The sequence below is a fragment of the Aureimonas sp. CAS genome (assembly GCF_059838215.1).
This window is the reverse complement of sequence record NZ_CM187563.1, coordinates 1560922-1579474: the sequence shown is the minus strand read 5'-3', so window position 1 is coordinate 1579474 and position 18553 is coordinate 1560922. Positions and strand designations below refer to the sequence as shown.

Annotated in this window: 17 protein-coding genes, 1 tRNA gene and 1 pseudogene; 10 read left to right on the top strand and 9 right to left on the bottom strand. The window is 68.2% G+C overall.

Annotated elements, in window-relative coordinates:
• Nucleotides 1-2: 2 nt before the first annotated feature.
• Both AC6R2M_RS07685 and AC6R2M_RS07680 read right to left on the bottom strand, forming a co-directional pair.
• Entirely contained in the window at nucleotides 3-1826 is a 1824-nt protein-coding gene (locus AC6R2M_RS07685; protein ID WP_500487067.1) for a hypothetical protein, read from the bottom strand.
• Between the two features lie 227 nt (nucleotides 1827-2053).
• Nucleotides 2054-2530 (bottom strand): Lrp/AsnC family transcriptional regulator, encoded by a 477-nt coding sequence (locus AC6R2M_RS07680; RefSeq protein ID WP_500487065.1) that lies wholly within the window; start codon nucleotides 2528-2530, stop codon nucleotides 2054-2056.
• 145 nt (nucleotides 2531-2675) lie between these two features.
• Between AC6R2M_RS07680 and AC6R2M_RS07675 the strand changes: the two genes are divergently transcribed.
• On the top strand, nucleotides 2676-3695 hold the full coding sequence (locus AC6R2M_RS07675; RefSeq protein WP_500487063.1) for a 1-aminocyclopropane-1-carboxylate deaminase: 1020 nt from the start codon (nucleotides 2676-2678) through the stop codon (nucleotides 3693-3695).
• Nucleotides 3696-3877: 182 nt separating this feature from the next.
• On the opposite strand, the gene AC6R2M_RS07670 is transcribed toward AC6R2M_RS07675, so the two are convergent.
• Nucleotides 3878-3954: transfer RNA gene (locus AC6R2M_RS07670), tRNA-Arg, on the bottom strand.
• A gap of 184 nt (nucleotides 3955-4138) precedes the next feature.
• On the bottom strand, nucleotides 4139-5215 hold the full coding sequence (locus AC6R2M_RS07665; protein ID WP_500487061.1) for a tartrate dehydrogenase: 1077 nt from the start codon (nucleotides 5213-5215) through the stop codon (nucleotides 4139-4141).
• Nucleotides 5216-5405: 190 nt separating this feature from the next.
• Here AC6R2M_RS07665 and AC6R2M_RS07660 point away from each other — a divergent pair, with 190 nt between their 5' ends.
• A complete protein-coding gene (locus AC6R2M_RS07660; RefSeq protein WP_500487059.1) occupies nucleotides 5406-6554 on the top strand; it encodes a DegT/DnrJ/EryC1/StrS family aminotransferase in 1149 nt (382 codons plus the stop codon).
• A 57-nt stretch (nucleotides 6555-6611) separates the two neighbouring features.
• Here the strand turns inward: AC6R2M_RS07660 and AC6R2M_RS07655 are convergent, their stop codons facing one another.
• The 3 genes and pseudogenes from AC6R2M_RS07655 to AC6R2M_RS07645 all read right to left on the bottom strand — a co-directional run bounded on the left by AC6R2M_RS07655 (nucleotide 6612) and on the right by AC6R2M_RS07645 (nucleotide 8493).
• Entirely contained in the window at nucleotides 6612-7097 is a 486-nt protein-coding gene (locus AC6R2M_RS07655) for an Lrp/AsnC family transcriptional regulator (RefSeq protein ID WP_500487057.1), read from the bottom strand.
• Nucleotides 7098-7232: 135 nt separating this feature from the next.
• A complete protein-coding gene (locus tag AC6R2M_RS07650) occupies nucleotides 7233-7886 on the bottom strand; it encodes a uracil-DNA glycosylase family protein (RefSeq protein WP_500487055.1) in 654 nt (217 codons plus the stop codon).
• Nucleotides 7883-8493: pseudogene (locus AC6R2M_RS07645) on the bottom strand (glutathione S-transferase family protein). The gene AC6R2M_RS07650 and the pseudogene AC6R2M_RS07645 overlap by 4 nt, the downstream one beginning before the upstream one ends.
• 218 nt (nucleotides 8494-8711) lie before the next feature.
• Here AC6R2M_RS07645 and AC6R2M_RS07640 point away from each other — a divergent pair.
• Complete coding sequence (locus tag AC6R2M_RS07640; protein WP_500487053.1) at nucleotides 8712-10127, top strand: sensor histidine kinase; 1416 nt, start codon at nucleotides 8712-8714, stop codon at nucleotides 10125-10127.
• A gap of 256 nt (nucleotides 10128-10383) precedes the next feature.
• Nucleotides 10384-11088, top strand: coding sequence for a retropepsin-like aspartic protease family protein (locus AC6R2M_RS07635; RefSeq protein WP_500487051.1), 705 nt, complete (start codon nucleotides 10384-10386; stop codon nucleotides 11086-11088).
• Here the strand turns inward: AC6R2M_RS07635 and dusA are convergent.
• Nucleotides 11085-12107 (bottom strand): tRNA dihydrouridine(20/20a) synthase DusA, encoded by a 1023-nt coding sequence (gene dusA / locus AC6R2M_RS07630; RefSeq protein WP_500487049.1) that lies wholly within the window; start codon nucleotides 12105-12107, stop codon nucleotides 11085-11087. The genes AC6R2M_RS07635 and dusA overlap by 4 nt on opposite strands.
• A 402-nt stretch (nucleotides 12108-12509) precedes the next feature.
• On the opposite strand from dusA, the gene AC6R2M_RS07625 reads away from it, so the two are divergent.
• Complete coding sequence (locus AC6R2M_RS07625; RefSeq protein ID WP_500487047.1) at nucleotides 12510-12665, top strand: hypothetical protein; 156 nt, start codon at nucleotides 12510-12512, stop codon at nucleotides 12663-12665.
• 78 nt (nucleotides 12666-12743) lie between these two features.
• On the opposite strand, the gene AC6R2M_RS07620 is transcribed toward AC6R2M_RS07625, so the two are convergent.
• Nucleotides 12744-13328 carry a transglycosylase SLT domain-containing protein gene (locus AC6R2M_RS07620; protein WP_500487045.1) on the bottom strand — a complete coding sequence of 195 codons (585 nt, stop codon included), beginning with the start codon at nucleotides 13326-13328 and terminating at the stop codon, nucleotides 12744-12746.
• A gap of 319 nt (nucleotides 13329-13647) precedes the next feature.
• Between AC6R2M_RS07620 and AC6R2M_RS07615 the strand changes: the two genes are divergently transcribed.
• The 5 genes from AC6R2M_RS07615 to AC6R2M_RS07595 all read left to right on the top strand — a co-directional run bounded on the left by AC6R2M_RS07615 (nucleotide 13648) and on the right by AC6R2M_RS07595 (nucleotide 18474).
• Nucleotides 13648-13929 carry an acyl carrier protein gene (locus AC6R2M_RS07615; protein ID WP_500487043.1) on the top strand — a complete coding sequence of 94 codons (282 nt, stop codon included), beginning with the start codon at nucleotides 13648-13650 and terminating at the stop codon, nucleotides 13927-13929.
• 23 nt (nucleotides 13930-13952) lie between these two features.
• Complete coding sequence (locus AC6R2M_RS07610) at nucleotides 13953-15101, top strand: beta-ketoacyl-ACP synthase (protein ID WP_500487041.1); 1149 nt, start codon at nucleotides 13953-13955, stop codon at nucleotides 15099-15101.
• Nucleotides 15102-15162: 61 nt separating this feature from the next.
• Nucleotides 15163-16446: a beta-ketoacyl-ACP synthase gene (locus tag AC6R2M_RS07605; protein WP_500487535.1), complete on the top strand. Its 1284-nt coding sequence runs from the start codon at nucleotides 15163-15165 to the stop codon at nucleotides 16444-16446.
• Between the two features lie 28 nt (nucleotides 16447-16474).
• Nucleotides 16475-17521 carry a zinc-binding dehydrogenase gene (locus AC6R2M_RS07600; protein WP_500487039.1) on the top strand — a complete coding sequence of 349 codons (1047 nt, stop codon included), beginning with the start codon at nucleotides 16475-16477 and terminating at the stop codon, nucleotides 17519-17521.
• Nucleotides 17518-18474, top strand: coding sequence for a lipid A biosynthesis lauroyl acyltransferase (locus AC6R2M_RS07595; protein ID WP_500487037.1), 957 nt, complete (start codon nucleotides 17518-17520; stop codon nucleotides 18472-18474). The genes AC6R2M_RS07600 and AC6R2M_RS07595 overlap by 4 nt, the downstream gene beginning before the upstream one ends.
• Nucleotides 18475-18553: the final 79 nt, after the last annotated feature.

Below are 18553 nucleotides of genomic sequence, written 5' to 3'. Positions count from 1 at the left end.
GTTCACTCCGCCGAGGCGGCCAGGGCGACAGGTGCGACCAGCGGGGCGGGCTGCGGAGCCTCGATCGCCCCTGCCCGCTCGGCGCTCTTCAGAATGTCCGGCAGCATCGCGATCGCGGAATGATAGCGCTGGGCGACGAGGAACTTGTCGAAGGCGAAAAGCTGGGCCGACAGGCGCGCCGCGTCGGGTGTGACGGACGCGAGTTCGGGCCGGGACGCTTTCGCCGCATCCAGCGCCGTGTTGAGTGCCGCGAGGTCCTTGGCGTTGGCCGGCCAGCCCCCGCCGACCGGCTCCAGCGTCCAGCGGAACCAGTGGGCGAGCACCGGCTCTCCGCCGGCCCCGATCACGCACGGATCTCCGATGAGGTCGGGGTTGTGGACGGCCACCGGAAGGGCGGAAACGAAGGCCGAAAGAGCACCGAGGCCTTCGGCGAACCGGTCGAGGCTCGCCGCGTGCAACGGCGCGCAGACGGCCTTCAGCCGCTCGACCCGCGCGGCCAGAAGGCGCTTGCCCAGCAATTGGTGCGAGCGCGCATAGCGCACGACGAGTTCCTTCGGGGGCGCGTAGGCGAGGCAGGCGGCGCGCATCTGCACCATGACCCTCGCCTTCTCCGCCCCGACGACCGGCTTTCCCTCCAGCGGCGCGTAGAGGAGCCAGTCGAAGCCCTCCATGCGCCCGCTGGCCAGAAGATCCGGCGCGGGAAGCCGGTGGGCGGAATCGCCGCCCAGAAGCGTCACTTCGCTGGCCGCCCAGACGGCACGCTTTGGGGTGAACAGCTTGAACAGGAACGTCCGCACCTCGCCCGAAAGGGTCTCCGCCCGCACGTCCATGACCAATTCGTCGGCAAGGCCGGTCTGGTGCCAGCGCGTCATCTCGGCATGGCGCACCGGCTCCCCGGTGCCCTCCGCGATCAGGGCCGGCAGCCATTGCTCCGGGCGGTCGCGCGTCACCCATTCCCAGCCGTCCTTTCGCGACGGCGTTTCCGCGACCGACCATGTGTGGCCGGAGTAGAAGAGGGCGTTGATGAGGGGGCGCTGCGGGTAGAGCGCGAGGGCGTTGCCGACGACGCGGGAGAGCTTCTGCAGGATCTCGCGCGACATCATCAGGCTGACGATGGCGAGGAGTACGTGGAAGCTCGCTCCCACGATGAACTCCAGGATGATGACGGCCGTCGCCGCGAGAAAGCCGGTCGAGGCCAGATTGCTGGCGAAGGGGCCGCCATTCTCCTCGATCCAGACGCGGAACCGGGCGCTCGTGCGCCCCGCGACGAGGACGAAGAGCGCGGCTCCGAGGGTCCACACGCAGATGAAGATCGCGATGGCCGGATGGATGTAGGCGATGAGGCCGGTCGCCAGCCCGGCGAAGACCAGCGCGGCCAGCATCTCGGCCAGCCGCCGATAGGCCAGACGGCCGACATCGTTCTGATTGGCGACGAGCACCAGCTTGTTGCCGCGGGCGATCAGCTTGTCCGCGCTGCGCTCAACATAGCGCGTGACGAGACGCTCGCAGAGGAGATGGAGAAGGTAGGCGGCGACGGTCGCCAGACCGAGGACGGCCACGAGGCTTTCCCTCTCCAGAGCCTGGAGGGAGCCGGGAAAGTAGCGTGGAATTCCGCTGGAGCCGATCAGGATGACGATCTTCAGCGGCAGGAAGAACGCCGCGAGCCGGGACACCTGCGAGACGATCGTCAGGACGACCACGGCCAGGATCTCCAGCGGCGCGGTCCTCAGGATCTTCCGATAGACCGAGACGAGCCAGCCCAGGAAGCTGCGGGACTGCGCGACCAGCCAGCCGCGTTCTCCGTTCGTGTCGGAGTCAGACGTCATCTTCGCACCCTTCCCCGTCCCGCGAGGGCCGAGAGCCCGAGCGGTTCGAAGTTCCGTGAGCTCGTCGCTCGAATTTCATGACCTGCCATAAAGGCGTCCGGCTCCCGCCTCAACGCCGGATCGCCGGCGGCGAGAGCCGCACTCCGGTCCGCCGACGACGCGTGGACCATAAAGGCGCTCGATCTATGACGGTCCGCGGATTCGCCTCCTCGCGGCGAGCCGTCGCGCTAGAAGTTCAGCGGCGCGTTCTCCTTGACCTCCTTCATCACGAAGAAGGTCCGCGTCTGGCGGACGCTCGGAAGGGTGATGAGCCTCTGCCCGTGGAGCTTGTTGAAGTCCGCGATGTCGCGGACGCGGATCTTCAGGAGATAGTCGAAATCCCCCGCCACAAGGTTACAGTCCAGGATTTCCTTCATGTCGACGACGGCCTTCTCGAACGCCTCGAAGCTCTCGGCGGTCGAGCGGTCCAGCACGACGCCGACCATGACGAGGACGCCGAGATCGACGGAGGCGGGCGCGATCTCGGCCCGCACGCCCGTCACGTAGCCCTCGTCGAACAGGCGCTGGAGCCTTCGATGACAGGTCGCTGCGCTGACATTCACCCTGGCGGCGATCTCGGCGCTGGCGATCCGCCCTTCCCGCTGCAGGATCCGCAGGATCTTCAAATCCGTACGGTCGAGCCGTCCGGCGAACGATTCTTCCATTCTCGAAGGCCTTTTGGAAACGATTCGCGTCGGAAATAGCCTTCCTCTCATATCAGATCTTCCTCAAGGACCGAAGAACGAAAGGACATCCCTCGGGGCGCTCGGCTATCCTGAAGGCCCTTCCCTCCCAAGGAGCCCCTGCCCCATGTCGCTGCTGGAAAAGTTCGAGCGCTACCCTCTGACCTTCGGCCCCACCCCGATCGAGCATCTGCCCCGGCTGTCCGAGGCGCTCGGCGGCAAGGTCCAGTTCTACGCCAAGCGCGACGACTGCAATTCCGGACTGGCCATGGGCGGCAACAAGCTGCGCAAGCTGGAATACATCGTGCCGGACGCGATCGCTTCGGGCGCCGACACGCTGGTCTCGATCGGCGGCGTGCAGTCCAACCACACGCGCATGGTGGCCGCGACGGCGGCCAAGATCGGCATGAAATGCGTCGTCATCCAGGAGAAGTGGGTGCCGCACTACGACGCGGTCTACGACCGGGTCGGCAACATCATGATGACCCGCCTGATGGGCGCCGACAGCCGCCTCGTCGAGGACGGTTTCGACATCGGCATCCGCAAGAGCTGGGAGGACGCGATCAAGTCGGTCGAGGATTCGGGCGGCAAGCCCTATCCGATCCCGGCCGGCGCGTCCGTCCACAAATACGGCGCGCTCGGCTATATCGGCTTCGCCGAGGAAGTGGCGAAGCAGGAGCAGGAACTCGGCTTCAAGTTCGACTACGTGGTGGTCTGCGTCGTGACGGGCTCCACGCAGGCCGGCATGATCGTCGGCTTCGCGGCCCAGGACCGCGCCCACAGCGTCATCGGGATCGACGCCTCCGGCACGCCCGACCAGACCCGCGCGCAGGTGCGCCAGATCGTCGACAACTCGGCCGAACTGGTCGGGCTCGGCCGGACGGTGCGCGATGACGAGATCGTCATCAACCCGGACTACGCCTACCCCGCCTACGGCGTGCCCTCCGAGGAGACCAACGAGGCCATCCGCCTCGCCGCCCGCACCGAGGCGATGATCACGGACCCGGTCTACGAGGGAAAATCGATGCAGGGCATGATCGACCTGACCCGGAAGGGCTTCTTCCCCGAAGGCTCGAAGGTCCTCTACGCGCATCTCGGCGGCGCGCCCGCGCTCAACGGCTACAGCTACTACTACCGCGAGGGCTGAGCCTTTCGGCCGGCCTCGCCCCGGCAGTTCGCCGAGGGCCGTCGTGGCGCGACCGCGCCGCGGCGGCCGCGCGCCGAGGTCGCGCCCCGGGGGCCCGAAGCGTCTGCGGCTTGCGGGCGAGCGAGCACGGGACAACCCCGCGCCGATCGGCGCCCGTGTCATTCAACGACAGTGTGAGGATTTGGCGCACCCGACAGGATTCGAACCTGTGACCTCTGCCTTCGGAGGGCAGCGCTCTATCCAGCTGAGCTACGGGTGCGTCGAGTGTTGATTAGCCTGTCCGGCCATGAGGGGTCAACGGCTCAACGGCAAAGCGCACGCGAAACTCGCGGGTAGGCCGCCGGCGAGACGCCAGACGGCGGGGGCGGTCCGCGCCGAGGAGCCCGCCTCTCCTTTGAATGGAGGAGCGGGCGCCTCCAACCGGGCGTGCCGCCCTCGCCTCGTCAGGACGTTCGCATCGCCGCGACGATGGCCTCGCCGCAATCGGCCGTGCCGAGCCGTCCGCCGAGATCCCCGGTCCGGCGTTCCGGGTCGCCCAGCGTCTCCTCGACCGCACGCATGATCGTGGCAGCGGCGTTCGTCTCGCCGAGGTGCTCCAGCATCATGGCGACGGCCCAGATCTGCCCGACCGGATTGGCGCTTCCCTTGCCCGCGATGTCGGGCGCCGATCCGTGGACCGGCTCGAACAGCGACGGGAAGCGGCGCTCCGGGTTGATGTTGCCGGAGGGGGCGATGCCGATCGTGCCCGTGCAGGCCGGGCCGAGATCGGACAGGATGTCGCCGAAGAGGTTCGAGCCGACCACCACGTCGAACCGGTCCGGGTTCAGCACGAAATGGGCGGTCAGGATGTCGATGTGGTACTTGTCCCAGCGGATGTCGGGATAGTCCTTCGCCATCGCCTCCACCCGCTCGTCCCAGTAGGGCATGGAGATGGAGATGCCGTTCGACTTCGTCGCCGAGGTCAGGTGCTTCTTCTCGCGGGTCGAGGCGATCTCGAAGGCGAATTTCAGGATCCGGTCGACGCCGTGCCGCGTCATCACCGTTTCCTGCAGCACCAACTCGCGCTCGGTGCCGGGGAACATGCGCCCGCCGATCGAGGAATATTCGCCTTCCGTGTTCTCGCGGACGACGAGGAAGTCGATGTCGCCGGGCTCGCGGCCCGCCAGAGGCGAGCGAACGCCGGGCATCAGCTTCACCGGGCGAAGGTTCACGTACTGGTCGAACTCGCGGCGGAACTGGATCAGCGAACCCCAGAGCGAGACATGGTCGGGCACCGTGTCCGGCCAGCCGACGGCGCCGAAGAGAATGGCGTCGTGGGCGCCGATCCTTTCCTTCCAGTCGTCCGGCATCATCTGGCCGTGCGCCTGGTAATAGTCGCAGGACGCGAAATCGAACGCGTCGAGCCGCACGTCGATGTCGTGAAGCTCGGCGGCACGCTTAAGAACGCGCACGCCCTCCGGCATCACCTCCTTGCCGATGCCGTCTCCCGCGATCACCGCGATTCTCATGGCGTTGCCCATGCCGTCCGGTCCTCCATTCGATGTCCGAATCCCCTCATAGCGTCGCAGCGAGCCGCGCGCACGGCCCATCCGCCCGACATTACCGGTCGAAAGGATATTTGATGGCCTTCGCGCCTCCGTGCGTTCGCCTTCGCCGCCGGAAGCCGCTAAACGGGGACCCAACCATCTCGCCGACCGAGAGCCCGCGCGTATGTCCCATCCCCTGCCCTTCATCGATCTCGCGGCCCAGCGCGACCGAATCCGCGACCGGATCGACTCAGCGATCACCCGTGTCGTCGATCACGGCGCCTTCATCCTCGGCCCGGAGGTCGGCGCGTTCGAAGCCGAGCTTTCCCGCTTCGCGGGGCTCGCCCACACAGTCTCCTGCTCCAGCGGCGCGGACGCGCTTCTGATGCCGCTGATGGTCTGGGAGATCGGGCCCGGCGACGCGGTGTTCGTTCCGACCTTCACCTTCGCCGCGACCGCCGAAATGGTCGCGCTGCGCGGGGCGAGCCCGGTTTTCGTCGACGTGGACGAGGACAGCTTCAACATTTCGGTCGAGAGCCTGCGGGCCGCGATCGAGGACGTGAAGGCGAAGGGCGAGCTGACGCCGCGCGCGGTGATCGCGGTCGATCTCTTCGGCCTTCCGGCAAACTATCCGGCGATCCAGGCGCTTTGCCGCGAACACGGGCTGAAGCTCATCTCGGACGCGGCGCAGGGCTTCGGCGGAACGATCGACGGCCGACAGTCCGGCCATTGGGCCGACGTGGTCTGCACGAGCTTCTTCCCGGCCAAGCCGCTCGGCTGCTACGGCGACGGCGGCGCCATCCTGACCGACGACGCGGAACTGGCGGCGGGGCTTCGCTCGGTGCGCGTCCACGGCCAGGGCGAAGACAAATACGACAATGTCCGGCTGGGCCTCACCGCGCGTCTCGACACGATCCAGGCCGCGATCCTGATCGAGAAGCTCGCGATCTTCCCGGACGAGATCGAGGCGCGCAACAGGGTCGCCGCCCGCTACGGGCGGGCGCTGGAGGGCGTCGTCGGCGTGCCGGCGGTGCCCGCGGGCACGGTGTCGACCTGGGCGCAGTACACGGTGCTTCTGGAGGCGGGCTCGCGCGAACGCGTCGCGGCCGAGCTGAAATCCGCAGGCGTTCCGACCGCGATCTACTACACGCGGCCGCTCCACAAGCAGACGGCCTACCGGGCCTATCCCGTCGCCCCCGGCGGAACGCCCGTGGCCGACGGCATCTGCGATCGGGTCATCAGCCTGCCGATGCACCCCTATCTCGGCGAAGCCGACCAGGACCGGGTGATCGACGCGCTGTCGGCGGCGCTGCGCAGCAAGGCGGCCGCCTGAGGCCGCCTGTCGGGACGGCCGGCTCCGGTTGCTCGGCGCCGGTCGCTCCCCTCACGCTCAGTCGGCGCTGCGCTCCTTGTCGAGGACGAGGTAGTCCAGCGGCATCTGCGTCGTGTACTTGATCTGCTCCATCGCGAAGGAGGAGGAGACGTCGCGGATCTCGATCTTCTGAATCAGGCGCTGATAGACGGCGTCGTAGGCCGCGATGTCGGGCACGACGACGCGCAGGAGATAATCCACGTCGCCGCTCATCCGGTAGAACTCGACGACTTCGGGAAACTCCCGCACCACCTCCGAAAAGCGCTTCAGCCATTCGCCGGAATGCGATGCGACGCGGATCGAGACGAAGACGGTGACGCGCGCGTTGACCTTGGCAGGGTCGAGGATGGCGACGCGCCGCTTGATGACGCCCTCCTCCTCCAGCTTCTGGATGCGGCGCCAGCAGGGTGTCGTCGACAGGCCGACGCGCTTGGCGACGTCGGCCACCGCGAGCGTCGCGTCCTCCTGCAGGAGACGCAAAATCTTTTTATCCAGCCTGTCCATTCGAGGACCCCTGTTCGGCAACACCCCTCTATAGCAGCGCGTCGATTGCGACGTCTGGCTCGCCCGTCCGCCGAAGAGCCGCGCGAGTAGAAAAATCTACCACTTCTCCCGCTCCATCGCCATTCGCCGCGCGGTTCAAGGTGCAGGGACCGCGTTCGGATCGACGGGCCCCACCAGATCGCGGACACGGCGCTTCAATTCCGGAAGCAGCTCCTCCGCGAACCAGGGATTGCGCTTGAGCCAGGAATTGTTGCGCCAGGACGGATGGGGCAGCGGCAGCACCTGCGAATGCCGCCCTTCGCCGGACAGGATGGACCGCCAGTGCAGAACGGTTTCATGAACCGGCACGCGCCCCGCGCGCCGCTCCAGATGCCAGTCCTGCGCATAGAGGCCGATCGCCAGGACCAGCTCCACCTGCGGCATGGCGGCGAAGACGCGCTCGTGCCAGGTCGCCCGGCATTCGCGCCGGGGCGGCCGGTCTCCGCCGTGCCGGTCGTAACCGGGAAAGCAGAAGCCCATCGGGACGACCGCGACGTGGGACGAATCGTAGAAGGTCTCGGGCGTCACCCCCATCCAGTCCCGCAGCCGCACGCCGGAGGGGTCGCTGAACGGGCGCCCCGCTCTGTCCGCCAGATTGCCGGGCGCCTGCCCCGCCACGCAGAGCCGGGCCGTGCGCGACAGCGTCAGGATCGGGTTGGGCTCGATCGGCAGGGGCTCGCCGATCGGCGCCTCGCGGCAGATGCGGCACTGGCGGATCGTCGCCTGGAGATCGAGGGGATCCTCGCTCAAGCGGCCGCGCTCGGCCTCGCCGAAACCTCTTGATGCCAGCGCTTCACATGGTCGAGCCCGTCGGGCACCGCGAGCCGCGCGGGGCGCATGAAGTCGACGGCGACGAGGCCCGTGATGTCGGCGATGGAGAAGCCCTCGCCCGCGGCGAAGCGGTTCTGCGAGAGATGCTCGTCGAAAAGCGCCAGGAAGCTTGCGGCCTTCTCCCGGTTCGCCTCCCCCATTCGGCCACCTGGGGCACCTCCCACCCTTCCATTAAGGGGTGGAGATGCCGGAAGACCGCGGCGACGGCGCCATAGAGGTTCAGCTCCAGACGTCGGTTCCACTCCTCGATCTTGGCTCGCTCGAAGGCGTCGCGGCCGAACAGAGGCGGCTCGGGATGGGTTTCCTCGAAGTAGCGGCAGATCGCGACGCTCTCGGTCAGGGTGCGTCCGTCCTCGAACTGAAGAACCGGAAGGCGGCGAAGCGGGTTGAGCCCGGCGATGGTCTCCGAGCGATGGCCGAGCTTGGCCATGTCGACGGAAACGGTCTCGACCGAAACGCCCTTTTCGGCCAGGAATATCCGGACCCGGCGTGGATTGGGCGCTCGCCCGCCGTCGTAAAGCTTCATGTTCCCCGACCTTTGCGTTCGATTCATCACCCATTCACTCAAGCGGACGATGATCGGTTTCTTAAGGCAAATTCTTAAACTTTCGGCAAGATGATCGGAAGGCCTGCAACGCCGCCCGGAGCCTTCCGCTTTCGCCGATGTCGTCCCTCGCCCCATCCAATTCCAGCCGGGTCGGGCATGATCGCCAGGGCAATCGGCAGGCCGACCTCGGTCGGACAATGCGCGGGGCCCGCGATCGGCTCCTTGCGCGGCGTCCGCTGTCGTCGCGGCTCGAGCGCGAGCTGATCGAGCGGCACGCCGCTTCGGTCCGGCGAGCGGCCCTCGCCTCGCTCGGCGTGGTCGCCACGGCCGGCCTCGGTCTCTGGCTTCTGGCGGGCGCCCTGCCGGCTCTGGCCTGGACGCCCTTCGCGGCGGCCGCGACGCTTCTCGCGCCCTTGCTCGCCCGGCGCATGGCGAAGCAGGTTTCCGTTCGGGCCGACCGCTGGCGGCAGGCGTTCCTCGCCGCCCATGTCGCGGCGGGCCTCGGCTGGGCGGCGCTCGTCCTGCTGCCCTGCCCGGCCTGCCGTCCGCTCCAGTACGAGATCTTCCTCCTCCCCGTTCTCCTCGTCGCCATCGCGGTGGCGGCCGTCGCGGGCGTCCATCTTCGCAACGCCGTGCCGATCGGTCTTTCCTCACTCGTCGCCGCGCTTCTCCTGCGCGCCGGCACCACGGCCCAGCCCGAAGCCTCGGCGATCCTTCTCGTTCTCGTGGCGGCGGTGCCCTTCTTCGCGCTGGTCTCGAACGGTCTGCGCGATTCGAGCGTCGAGCGCTTCCGGCACCGGATCGAGAAGGACGACCTCGTCGCGGCACTGGAAGAGGAGCGCTCGGCTTCCGACGAAGCGCGCCGGCGCGCCGAGGACGCCAACCGCGCCAAGTCCCACTTCCTCGCCACGATGAGCCACGAGCTGCGCACGCCGCTGAACGCGATCCTCGGCTTCTCGGAAGTGGTGAACAAGGAAATCCTGGGGCCGATCGGCAACCCGACCTACCGGGAGTATGTCGGCGACATCCACGCCTCCGGCCGGCACCTGCTCGACCTCATCAACGAGATCCTCGACCTCTCGCGGATCGAGGCGGGCCGCTATTCACTCAACGAGGAGGCGGTCGAGCTCGTCGCCGTCACGGACGACTGCCGCTCCTTCCTGGACCTCAAGGCCGAAGGCAAGCGCGTGAAGCTGACCACGCGCTTCGAGACCGGGCTGCCGCTCCTGTGGGGCGACCGCCGGGCGCTGCGCCAGATCGTCCTCAACCTCCTGTCCAACGCGGTGAAGTTCGCGCCCGCCGACAGCGAAATCGTCCTGAGCGTCGGCTGGACCGCGGGCGGCGGCCAGTATGTCTCGATCCGGGACCAGGGACCGGGCATTCCCGAGCACGAGATTCCGCTCGTCCTGTCGTCCTTCGGCCAGGGTTCGAGCGCGATCAAGAGCGCGGAACAGGGCACGGGCCTCGGCCTGCCCATCGTGCAGGCGCTCATCCACCTGCATGACGGCGAGTTCCGGCTGGAGCGCTCGCTCGGCGGCGGAACGGACGCGATCGCGATCTTCCCGCATTCCCGCGTCCTCGAGATCCTGCCGCAGCTCGGCGAAGGCTTCTAGAGCGCCGAGCGTCCGGTTGGACGCACGAGGGTCGCTCAATCCGCTCGCATCCGCGCATGAGGCTTTCCGAAAATCGATTCCGATTTTCGGGCCGATGCCGTAGCCGCCCTGCCCCATCGCCGCGCTTCGTTGCCGGCGACCAGCCCGTCTCCTATCTCTTCATCATGCGCTGTCCTGTCGTGACCGAAGACCCGATGAAGGTCGAGACGCCCTGCATCCGCCTTTGCCGCCTCACGGCTCTCGGGAGCGCCTGACGATGCGGGGCGGAACCGGCCTGCTGATCGTCCTGCTCGCCATTCTCGGCGGCGGGCTCCTCATCCTCCTGGGGTCCGACGGCGGCGTCTTCGGCATGGCCGACGATCAGTTCGCCAACCTCGTCCGTCTCTCCGCCATCGGGCTGTTCCTCGCCTCCGGCATCCTCTTTGCGGGGCGGATGCAGCTCGGCCCGGCGCTGCGCAACGCCGCGATCTGGGGCGCGATCCTGGTCGCGCTTCTGGCCGTCTACGCCTATGCCGACGAGTTTCGCAGCATCGGCAACCGCATCCAGGCCTCGCTCCTGCCCGGCAGCGTCGTCTCCCTCGGCGGGGACGGGAGTCAGGTCATGGCGACGCGCGGCTCGGGCCGGCACTTCCAGCTCGACGCGGAGCTGAACGGCGTGCGCGTGCCCATGCTCGTCGACACCGGCGCCTCCATCGTCGCCATCGACCGCTCGACGGCGCAGGCGATCGGGATAGACGTCGATCGGCTCCGCTACACCGCGCAGGTCGCGACCGCCAACGGCGTCGCGAACGCCGCCCCGATCCGGATCGACAGCTTGAGCGTCGGCGGCATCGAGCGGCGGAACGTCTCGGCCGTCGTCACCGAAGGCGACGGGATCGGCATCGACCTTCTCGGCATGAGCTTTCTGGGAACACTGTCCTCGGTCGAGTTCCGGGGCGACCGCCTCGTCCTGACGGATTAGGCGGCGGCCAGACCCGGCTGGATCGCCGCATAGGCGTCGAGGATCACGCGGCCGGGCGCGTCGCGGGGGATCGAGCCCTCCGTCAGCAGCTGCCGCCAGCGGCGCGCGCCGGGCTTGCCGGTGAAGAGCCCGGTCATGTGCCGCGTGACGTGCATCAGCCGCCCGCCCGCCGCGATGTGCCGGTCGGCGTATTCGGCCATGGTCGAGAGCAGCGCTTGCAGATCGACCGGCTCGAAATCCTCGCCATAGACGAGCGCATCGACGTTCGAGAGATCGAACGGGTCGTGATAGGCCGCGCGACCCAGCATGACGCCATCGAGCTCGCCGAGGAACGGCAGGCCCGCTGAGACGCTTGAGAGGCCGCCGTTCAGTCCGATGAAGACCTCCGGCAGGCGGCGCTTCAGGGCCAGCACGCGCTCGTAGTCGAGCGGCGGAATCTCGCGGTTCTCCTTCGGCGAAAGCCCCTTGAGCCACGCCTTGCGCGCATGAACCCAGATGCCGGAGGCTCCGGCGGCGACCACGCGATCGGCCAGATCGTCGAGCGCCGGGCCCGGATCCTGATCGTCCACCCCGATCCGGCACTTGACCGTCACAGGCACGCTTACAGCCTCTCGCATCGCGGCGACGCACCGCCCGACGAGGTCGGGCGTCTTCATGAGGCAGGCGCCGAACGTGCCGGACTGGACGCGGTCGGACGGGCAGCCGACGTTCAGATTGATCTCGTCATAGCCGAAGGCCTCCCCGATCCGCGCGGCCTCGGCCAGCTTGTCGGGATCGGACCCGCCGAGCTGCAGGGCGACCGGATGTTCTCGCGCGTCGAAGCCGAGAAGGCGCTCGCGGTCGCCGTGCAGGATCGCCTGATCGACGACCATCTCCGTGAAGAGCAGTGCCCGCTTCGTCAGCTGCCGATGGAAGAACCGGCAGTGCCGGTCCGTCCAATCGATCATCGGCGCGACGGCGAATATCCGCGCGTCGGACCGGGCGGAAAGGCCGGCTTCCTCTGGATTTCTGACGATCATCGGCTCTGCATCGTTCTTCGTCGCCTCCGCCTTTCGGCACGGTTTCGCTACGCCGTAGCAACCGCACTCCCATGTAGCAAATCGCTGGGCCGACGCTCTTCCGTCCGATCTATCCGCTCGGCGTCGGGCAATAGCCGATGCCACGGACGTCGATCGCGGTCCTCGGGCGGTAAGAAACGATTAAGGGTGCGGCCCTTACCGTTCACGGCTCGTGACGGAGAGTTTCAATGCGTGATCAAAACCTGCCCGACGAGCTGATGCTCCTGCTGTTGCTCGCCAACGGCGTGGTGATGGCCTCTCTTGCTGTCGGCATCATGCTTCTCAACGCCGGCTAGTGGCAATTGAGTCACCATTCACCGGCGCGTGAACTGTAGAGGGTCGGCTTTCGAAAGGAGCGGCCCGATGAAGCGCAGCGAGAACGAACGGAGAGACCTCCACCAGGAGGAGCGTCCCCTCGTCGAACTCTACCATCCCTTCGGCAACCCGCTGGACGACGTCCGCAAAAGCCATGTCGACTTCGATACGCACGACTTCGGCTCGCGGCGGCGCACGAACTGAGATCACGATCGACGAGGGATGCGGAGATTAGGCCGCAGCGCGGCGAGCCCCGTATCTCACGCCGGGCGGCGGCCGCCCTCAGCAACCTCGGAGCTGCGCCTCGTAGCGCGCGGCCATCTCCGCCGCACGGCGCGCGCCGCGCAGGGCCTCGGGCCGGTTCCGATAGACGCCGCGCCGGTATCCAGCATGGCCCGAATGGTATGCGAGATAGAGCCGGTGCGCGTCGTTCAGCGCTATGCCGTGACGGCGATGGCTCTCCGAATGATACCAGCCGACGAACTCGATCGCGTTCGCGAAATTGTTGCGCCGGGCCGAATGACGGCCGGTGACCCGCTGGTAGTCGGACCACGTGCCGTCCAGCGCCTGCGCATAGCCGTAGGCGGTCGAGATGGGGCGTCCCGGGATGAAGCCGAAAATGGTCCGGCGCGGCGGACGGGCACGGCCGTCGAAGTTCGATTCGGCCTGGATCGTCGCCATCAGCACCGAGACCGGCACGCCGTAGGTCCGCGACACGCGTTCGGCGTCGCCGCGCCAGCTCGACAGGAAGCCGCTCTTCTGGGCGAAGATCGCGCAGGCGTTCGAGGTCTGCGTCGGAGGCGACGCACAGCCGGCCAGAACGGCGACCGTGACGACCGACAACAGGCGGATCGGATGTGCCATCATCGCGCCAGTGTGGCCCGCGATGGTTTCCGCACCGTTGACGAACAGGCTTAACGGCCGACTTCCAAACCCGAAACCAGGAGGAGCGCCCTTGCTGGCCGATCTGCTTCCCTACATCCTCGTCGGCCTCGCCATCGGCGGCGTCTACGCCGCCTTCAAGCAGTTCGGCGGCTGGAAGTGAGGGCGCGAGCGGAGCGCACGCCGACCGGCCCGACGGAGCGTGCCCTCTCCGCGCCACTATAGAATGCTTCCCAAACAGCGCCCGAGCGCCTATAGCTCGCCGCGATTTTCCAGAACGCACCGCGAACCCCGAGGGACCGCCTTGTCTTCCACCTTCGACCGGGTCGCCGACATCATCGCCGAAACGAGCGAGATCGACCGCGACCAGATCACCCCCGAGAGCCACACGATCGACGACCTCGGCATCGATTCGCTCGACTTCCTCGACATCGTCTTCGCGATCGACAAGGAGTTCGGCATCAAGATCCCGCTGGAGAAGTGGACGCAGCGCGTCAACGAAGGCGAGGCGCAGACCGAGGAATACTTCGTCATGAAGAACCTCGTCGCGAAGATCGACGAACTGCGCGAGGCGAAGTCCGCCTGACGTCAAACGTGGCGGAGGCCCCGATGGCACCCCATCCGATGGCGAACCCACCGGCATCCGAAGTCCTGATCACCGGCATCGGCCTCGTCTCCTCGCTCGGCGAGGGGATCGACGCCCATCTGCGCCGGGACGAGAGCGGCGCTGCGCCCCGGCCCGTGCTGGAAGAGCAGCGTTACGCACCGCGCGCGATCCATCCGCTGCCGGCGATCGACTGGTCGGCGCAGATCCCGAAGAAGGATCAGCGCCAGATGGAGACGTGGCAGCGTCTCGGCGTCTACACGGCCGGTCTCGCCCTGTCCGACGCCGGCGTCGCGGCCGACGAGGAGACCCGCTCGCGCATCGACATGATCGTCTCGGCCGGCGGCGGCGAGCGCGATCCCGCCGTGGACGCCATGGCCATGGCACGGGCGCGCGGGCTCGACGATCCCGAGCCGGTGCTGAACGAGGTCCTGTCGAGCGAGCTGCGCCCGACGCTCTTCCTCGCCCAGCTTTCCAATCTCGTCGCGGGCAACATCTCCATCGTCCACAAGGTGACCGGCTCCTCGCGCACCTTCATGGGCGAGGAGGGCGCGGGCGTTTCGGCGGTTCAGGTCGCCGCCGCGCGCATCCGGGCCGGCCAGAGCGACATCTGCCTCGTCGGCGGCGCCTATTCTGCCGACCGGATCGACCTCCTGGTCAATTACGAGCTGGCGGACCTCCTTCTCGACGGCGACTGGCGTCCGGTCTTCTCGCGGCAGGGCCGCGGCGGACTCGTGCCCGGCAGCGTCGGCGCGTTCCTGGTCCTCGAATCCGAGGCGCATGCCAAGGCGCGCGGCGCCCTCTCCTATGCGCGGATCCGGCATGTGGCCGGCGATCGCGGGGGAGAGGGCGGCATCGCGCAGCGGCTCGGCGCCCTGATCGACACGTCCGGCCCGTCGGACGAGGATCTGCTCGTCCTCTCCGGCGCGAGCGGGCTCGGCGGCCCGACCCAGGCCGAGCGCGCGCTCCTTCAGGAGCGGTTCCCGAACGCCGGCCTTCGCGCCTATGGCAGCCTGATCGGCCATTCCTTCGAAGCGCATTTCACCGCCGGCCTGGCGCTGGCGGCGGCCTGCCTTTCGCGCGGCGAGACCCTTCCCCCGCCCCCGGCGGCGAGGAGCGCGAGGCGGCCTTCGCGCCGAAATCGGCTCTGGTGACGGCGGTCGGCCACGCGCGCGGCGAAGCCGTCGGTCTCCTGGAGAGGAGCGCATGAGCGACATGTCCGTCAATCTCGACGCATTCGGCCGTCCGATCGTCGCGGTGACGGGGCTCGGCCTCGTCTCCTCGCTCGGCCGCGGCCTCGACGACAATTGGGCCGGGCTCCGCGAGGGGCGCTCGGGCATCCATTCGATCACCCGCTTCTCGACCGAGGGCCTTCGCACCACCATCGCCGGGACAGTCGACTTCATGGGCGTCAGCCCGTGGAACGGCAGCGATCTCTCCTATGCGCTGGCGGAGAGCGCGGGCTCGGAAGCGCTCGCCATGGCCGGCTTTTCGCAGCGCGGCTTCGGTGGCCCTCTCTTCCTCGCGGCCCCGCCGATCGAGCTCGAATGGGAAGCGCGGCTGGGCCTCGACCGGCTGGACGGCGACGCCCCCGAGGAGGCCGGCTATCCACGGCTTCTGGAGCTCGCCCGCCAGCATCGCTCGCAGCGCACCTACGACACGACCCTCTTCGGCGGCATTTCCGAGCGCCTGTCCGAGCGGCTCGGCACCACGGGCCTTCCGGTCACGCTGTCGACGGCCTGCGCTTCGGGCGCCACTGCCATCCAGCTCGGCGTCGAGGCGATCCGCCGCGGCGAGACCGAGCGCTGCATCGCCATCGGCACGGACGGGTCCGTGGGCGCCGAAGCCCTGATCCGCTTCTCCCTCCTGTCCGCGCTCTCGACCCAGAACGAGCGGCCCGAAAAGGCGTCGAAGCCCTTCTCCAAGGACCGCGACGGCTTCGTCATGGCCGAGGGCGCGGGCGCGCTGGTTCTGGAGTCGCTGGAATCGGCCAAGGCGCGCGGCGCGACGATCCTCGGCATCGTCCATGGCTGCGGCGAGAAGGCGGACGATTTCCACCGCACCCGCTCCAAGCCGGACGGCTCGCCGATCATCGCGACGATCCGCGCGGGCCTGGAGGACGCGGGTCTGACCCCGGCGGACATCGGCTACATCAACGCCCACGGCACCTCGACGCCCGAGAACGACCGGATGGAGTATCTCGGCCTGTCCTCGGTCTTCGGCGAGGATCTGGCGAAGACCCCGATCTCGTCCAACAAGTCGATGATCGGACACACGCTGACGGCGGCGGGCGCGATCGAGGCGGTGGTCTCGATCAAGGCGATGCGCGAGGGCGTTCTGCCCCCGACGATCAATTACGACAATCCGGACCCGGCCATCCCGCTCGACACCGTCCCGAACGCCTCGCGTTCGGCGGACGTCTCGGCCGTCCTCTCCAACTCCTTCGGCTTCGGTGGCCAGAACGTCAGCCTCGTTCTCGGCCGCGAGCCTCGCGGCTGAACGCCGTCCGTTTCGTGGAAGACTGAGAATGCGCGCACTCCAACTCGTCGGCGACCGCGACCTGAGGCAGGTCGAGATCGAGGACGTCCCCGCTCCGGGTCCCGGCGAGGTCACGCTGAAGATCGCCGCCGTGGCGCTCAACCACATCGACGTCTGGGGCTGGCGCGGCATGGCCTTCGCCAAGCGCAAGATGCCTCTGACGGTCGGCGCGGAAGCCTCGGGCGTCGTGGAGGCCATCGGCCCCGGCGTCTCCTCGCTCCTGCCCGGCCAACTGGTCTCGATCTACGGCGCGCGCACCTGCGGGCTCTGCAAGGCCTGCCGCGAGGGCCGCGACAATCTCTGCGAGCACGTCTCCGGCGTTCACGGCTTCCACCTCGACGGCTTCGCCTGCGAGCGCGTGAACCTTCCCGCGCGGCTGCTCGTGCCCGCCCCTCCGGGCTGCGACGCCATCGGCGCCGCCCTCGCCCCGGTCACCTTCGGGACCGTGGAGCACATGCTGTTCGACAACGCCAGGCTCGAGCCGGGCGAGACGATCCTCGTCCATGCCGGCGGATCGGGCATCGGGACGGCCGCGATCCAGCTCGCCAAGCGCCACGGCGCGACCGTCATCACGACCGTCGGCTCGGACGAGAAGATCGAGCCCGCCAGGGCGCTCGGGGCCGACCACGTGGTGAACTACCGCTCGGACCGCTTCGAAGGCGTCGTGCGCAAGCTGACGAAGAAGAAGGGCGTCGACGTCGTCTTCGAGCATGTCGGCAAGGACACCTTCGCCGGCTCCATGCTCTGCCTCAAGCGCGGCGGACGGCTCGTCACCTGCGGCTCCACCTCCGGCGTCTCGACCGAGGTGAACCTCATGATGCTCTTCCAGCAGCAGCTGCGTCTCATCGGCTCCTTCGGCTGCCGCATGGAGAACATGGCCGACGCGATGCAGAAGATGGCGCGCGGCCTCGCCCGTCCCGTCGTCGACACGATGGTGACGATGGACGGCATCGCCACCGCGCTCGAACGGATGGAAGGCCGGCAGGTCTTCGGAAAGATCGTGCTCGACATGCGGGACGGCGCACAGGCCGCATGAGTCCCGCCAAGCAGCGTCTGGCGCGGTTCCTCAAGCGGGTCGACCGCGCGCGGGACTGGGTGATCGCGCAGGTTCTCTTCGCCCTTTCGGCCGTCCTGCGCCTCGTTCCGGCGCGCACCGGGATCGAGATCGCCGCCGGCATCGCGCGCACGCTCGGTCCCCTGACGCCGCGCCACAGGCTGGCCGTGGACAATCTGCGGCAAGCCTTTCCGGAGCGCGACGAGGGCTTCATCCGGCGGACCGCACGCGAGAACTGGGGCCATATGGGCCGGCTCGCGGCCGAATACATCTATCTCGACTCGATCTTCGACTACGATCCGGAGCGGCCCGCCGGCGAACGCGGCCTCGTCGAAGTGGAGGGCGCCGAACTGTTCCTGGAGCTTCGCGAGCGCAAGGGACCGTTCATCTTCTTCACCGCGCACCAGGGCTGCTTCGAGCTTCTGCCGGTCTGCGCAGCGACCTTCGGGCTGGAGGTCACCGCGCTCTTCCGCCCGCCGAACAACCGCTACATCGCCGAGCGCGTGCTGGGCGCACGGCGCACGGCCGGCGGTCACCTCGTACCCTCGAAGGCGGGTGCCGTCTGGGCGCTGGCTGGCGCGATGGAACGTGGCGGATCGGTGGGCATGCTCGTCGATCAGAAGTTCGCGCGCGGCATTCCCGGCACCTTCTTCGGCCGGCCCGTACGCACCAATCCGCTCGTCCCCAAGCTCGCCAGACAGTTCGGCGCCGAGGTCTATCCGGCGCGCTCCATCCGGCTTCCCGACGGTCGCTACCGTCTGGAGCTGATGCCGCGGCTGGATCTGCCCCGGGGCGCCGACGGCCAGATCGACGTCGCGGCCAGCTGCCAGCGTCTGAACGACACGGTCGAGTCCTGGGTCCGGGAACACCCCGACCAGTGGATGTGGTTCCACCGGCGCTGGCTGGTCGAGGCGCCTCCGCCGCGGAAGAAATAACGCCGCAATCCCCTCTGCTTGGCAGGGTTTGTTTACTTCGCTCGCCTACGTTTCAACGGGGGCTGGGCGAGCGATGCTT